The 4,064-nt window shown below is 51.2% G+C and carries 3 protein-coding genes; all 3 read right to left on the bottom strand.

Features of this window, described 5'->3' with window-relative positions; all coding sequences use genetic code 11:
• A partial coding sequence (locus B3Z75_RS09910) for an efflux RND transporter periplasmic adaptor subunit (RefSeq protein ID WP_294071004.1) occupies positions 1 to 1,595 on the bottom strand: 1,595 nt, incomplete at its 3' end.
• Positions 1,596 to 1,610: 15 nt separating this feature from the next.
• Positions 1,611 to 3,089: a TolC family protein gene (locus tag B3Z75_RS09905; RefSeq protein WP_294071001.1), complete on the bottom strand. Its 1,479-nt coding sequence runs from the start codon at positions 3,087 to 3,089 to the stop codon at positions 1,611 to 1,613.
• Between the two features lie 12 nt (positions 3,090 to 3,101).
• The coding region (locus B3Z75_RS09900; protein ID WP_294070998.1) for an efflux RND transporter permease subunit at positions 3,102 to 4,064 on the bottom strand (963 nt) is incomplete at its 5' end.

Below are 4,064 nucleotides of genomic sequence, written 5' to 3'. Positions count from 1 at the left end.
TCGGTATCGTGCCCGGCTTTGGCAATCACTTTGGCAACAGCATCGACCGTTGTTTTTGAGGGATCGAAATTAAGATGCAACTGTTTTGTCTTGACATCCCAGCTTGCAGAAGTGACACCACTGACTGATTTTGCTGCTTTTTCGATACGATCCTTACACATCTCGCATAATCCCTGCACCGTCAGCATCACATGTTTACCGTCCGAAGCAGTAGTCTGCATGTTGTGACTTCCGTGCTCCGTGGCAGGTGCTGTACTTGCAGGAGCAGTTCCATTCATCGAGTGACCTTCGTGCCCTGTTACGGCTCGTCCTGCTTCGTCGTTCATCATGCTCCGTTTCCCGGCCAGCTGGGCACTCGCATCGATGGTGAAAGCGCCGTTGGTCACTATCTCATCTCCTTCGCTGATACCGGACAATACCACGTAGGCGTCTCCCAGCGACGGTCCCAGCTCAATCTCCCGGAGGAGGAAAGCCGGTGTTTCCGTATCGGGTTGTTTCACGTAAACGATGGAACGCTTACCGGTCCACAGAATGGCCGACCTGGGAATAACAACTTCATTGTTGTATTGTTTCAGTGGGGCGTTGATGAGAGCATTGGCATACATCTCCGGTTTCAGCTCCATGTCGGGGTTAGTTGTCTCCACCCGCACCTTTGCGGTACGAGTGGAAGGATCCAGGATGGGATTGATAAAGGATATCTTCCCCGAGAATGTTTTACCTGGGAGCGACTGCAGCGTATATTTCAGCCGGTCGCCCACCTTCAGGAAGGGAAGGTCTGACTCGTATGCATCGAATATTGCCCATACCTGCGATAAGTTGGCCACATCAAACAATACAGTGCCGGTATTCACATAATCACCCTGGTTCACATTTTTTGATATCACAATTCCGCTTGTGGTAGCGACTACATCGATCAGCGGTGAAACTTTACCCGACTGTTCGATGCGCGCAATCTGCTCATCGGTCAGCTTCCACAGATGTAGCTTCTCTCTGACTGCTTGCAGCAAAGCTGGCTGCAGATCTTTCATTTTTACCGCTTCAATCAGCTCCTGCTGTGCGTTTAGCAGTTCCGGGGAGTAGATGGTGGCGATGGGTTGTCCCCGGTGCACGCTCTCGCCGGTGAAAGAGACGTACAACTTTTCGATGCGTCCGCTCACGTGGGCGGTTTGCGATTGCGTGAGCCGCTCGTCTACCTGGATGGTACCATACAGACGGACCTCCTTCACGGGGTTCTGCCTGCTGACGACCGTGGTCTGCACGTTGGCGAGGGCAGCCGCTTCTGCCGAAAGCTGAATAGCATCCGGGTCGATGGAGGCATCTCCCGAGCCGGTGGTATGCAGAGGAATCAGATCCATCCCGCAAATGGGGCAGTCACCGGGTTCCTCCATCCTGATCTGTGGGTGCATGGAGCAGGTCCAGATGGTTGGCTCAGTTCCGTGATTATGGGCTTCTTCTTGGGTAGCTGCATGCTGTGACGAATGATTCCGGTTATTTCCGGAGAAAATAAGCCACCCGAGGATCAGGCCGGCCAACAGAATCAATCCATACCTGAAATATGGATGATTACCAATCTCTTTTATTTTATTTTTATTCATAGTAATGATGCTGTTTTAATTGTTTGATGTATTGAAAGAACGTAATTTCCGGATAGAGGCCACCCTTGTGTTGTATTCGGCAATTGCTTCAGCTTGCCGTAACTGATAATCGAGCAGTTGCCGCTGCAGCTGGATCACGTTGGTGAGATCGCTCTTTGCCGATACAAACTCCTGCACCACCAGCTGATAGGCTGTCCGTGCCAGTTGCTCCTGCTTTTGGTATAGTGCAATCGTCCGTTCTGCGTTGTCGAGTTGTTGTTTCTGCTTGAATAGATCTGACTGAAGAATATTTAGCGTATTGTTATACTTTTCCCGGGCAGACTGCTGCATAAACCGGCTTTCCCGTTGTTGTGCCTTGTATTTATTACGGTACAGGGGGAGAGTAATGGAAACCATGGGCATGACCATATCCATTCCGCTCATGCCGTTATTCATTCCCTGATCCACCGATGTGACCGCACTTTTGCCGATTAGCATATATTGCAGCCCAATGCCGAACATGGGATAACTCATCTTTTTCTCCATCTCACCCTTTGCCCGGAAAGCCTGTTCCTCTTCCATCAACATGCCCAGCATGGGGTTTTGGCTCTCAATCTCACTCATGGATACCCCTTCGTCAAAAAGAAAAGGTACTTTCATAATGGAGTCGGGTAGTACTACTTCCGCATCGGCTGGGCGGTTTAGCAATGCGTTAAATTTGGCTTTTTCGACTACAATCTCTGAAAGAATACTTTCTATGCCGTTTTCGATTTCAGCCATTTCCAGTTGTATGCGGAGCACATCCGACATGCCGGGAACGGAACTGCCCATACCGCTCCACATGCCACTGGAGCTGTCCATACCGGACATTGCGGATGCGGTACCCGAAGCAGCGGCAGCTCCTCCCATCGAACCCATCCCCGCCATGCCACCGCCAGTTGGTGATGAGCTGCTGCTTTTTGTCGCCGGAGAAGGAGCAGGTACAGAATAACCTGAAGTAGAACCACTGAACGGAGAGGATACTTTGCGAAGGGCAAGCTCCTCGAGTTGTTTCAACAGCTGCAGGTTCTCCCGATTGTTATTGAGCTGTTCCACCAATGTAGAAAGAACGTACCACTGGGTATGCACCTCCAGGTAGAGGTTGTCCCTTGTCTCCCTGAACCGTTCATACGCCATTTTGGCCATATGGGTGGCTTCGTTTTGCGCCGCCTTTTGGGTGCCGAACCAGGGGAACATCTGCATGAGAGAGAAGTCGGCAATCTGTTGTCCACCCACGATATCCATCGGTTTAAGGAAAAAGCCGATATTCAGTTCGGGATCGGGCAAGGCGCCTGCCTGCGGTACTTTTTCCAGAGATGCCTTATAGGCCAGAAAACTGGCATTTAGTCCCGGATTATTTCTGCCGGCGACTTCAAGGTAGTGGTCGAGCGAATCCTTTTCCTGTGCGGAGATGGATTCCAGACTACAACCTGTGACCAGGACAGCGATTAGAAAGAGTTTTATATTGTGCTTCATAACGTTTGTATTTTATTCGTTGATGTGTCCCCGTTTTCTGATGGCCCATTCTCTCCAGATGCATTGCAATACAGGGACGATGAAAATTGTCATTGTCTGAATAAGCATACCACCGAATGTGGGTATTGACATGGGTACCATGATGTCCGATCCCCTTCCCGTGGAGGTAAGGATCGGCAGCAGCGCGATGAGTGTGACGGAAGTGGTCATGGCAGCCGGACGAACCCGGCGCAACCCGGCAAACACCACTGCCTCCCTTATTTCCTCCTTTGTCTGCGGGTTGCGCTCCAGAAATGTATCGTGAATGAACGATCCCATCAGCACACCATCGCTGGTGGAAATACCGAACAGGGCAATAAAGCCGACCCACACCGCGATGCTCAGGTTGATGGGGTGTATCTGAAAGACATCGCGCAGGTTGACATCACCCAGGCTGATATCCAGAAACCAGGGTTGCCCGTAGAGCCATAGCAGGATGAAACCGCCTGCAAATGCCACAAATACGCCGGAAAAATGGATAAAGGCTGCGGTGAACGATTTAAACTGAAAATGAAGAATCAGGATAATCAGGATCAGACAGACAGGAATCAGGATGGAGAGCCGCTTTGCAGCACGTGCCTGTTGTTCGTAATTTCCGGCGAAATTATAGGAGACTCCCTTCGGAAGTTGCAGCTCACCGGTTTTTGTTTTCTCCTGCAGCACTTTCCGGGCTTCCTGCACCACATCTACTTCAGCTTTGCCGGCAACCTTGTCGAAGATCACATACCCTATCAGGAAGGTGTTTTCGCTTTGAATCATCTGTGCTCCCCGGGTGTAGGTGATATCGGCTACATCACCCAGCGGGATCTGTGCACCGGTAGCGGTCGGCACGATGATACGGGCCAGTTCGTCGGGATTTTCCCGCAATTCACGGGGGTAACGCAGCCTTACCGGGAAGCGTTCGCGTCCTTCCACCGTGGTAGTCAGCGGCATTCC

The organism is Proteiniphilum sp. UBA1028, from assembly GCF_002316955.1.
Classification (GTDB): domain Bacteria; phylum Bacteroidota; class Bacteroidia; order Bacteroidales; family Dysgonomonadaceae; genus Proteiniphilum.
The sequence above is the reverse complement of the archived record's forward strand: the minus strand, read 5'-3'. Positions and strand labels throughout refer to the sequence as shown.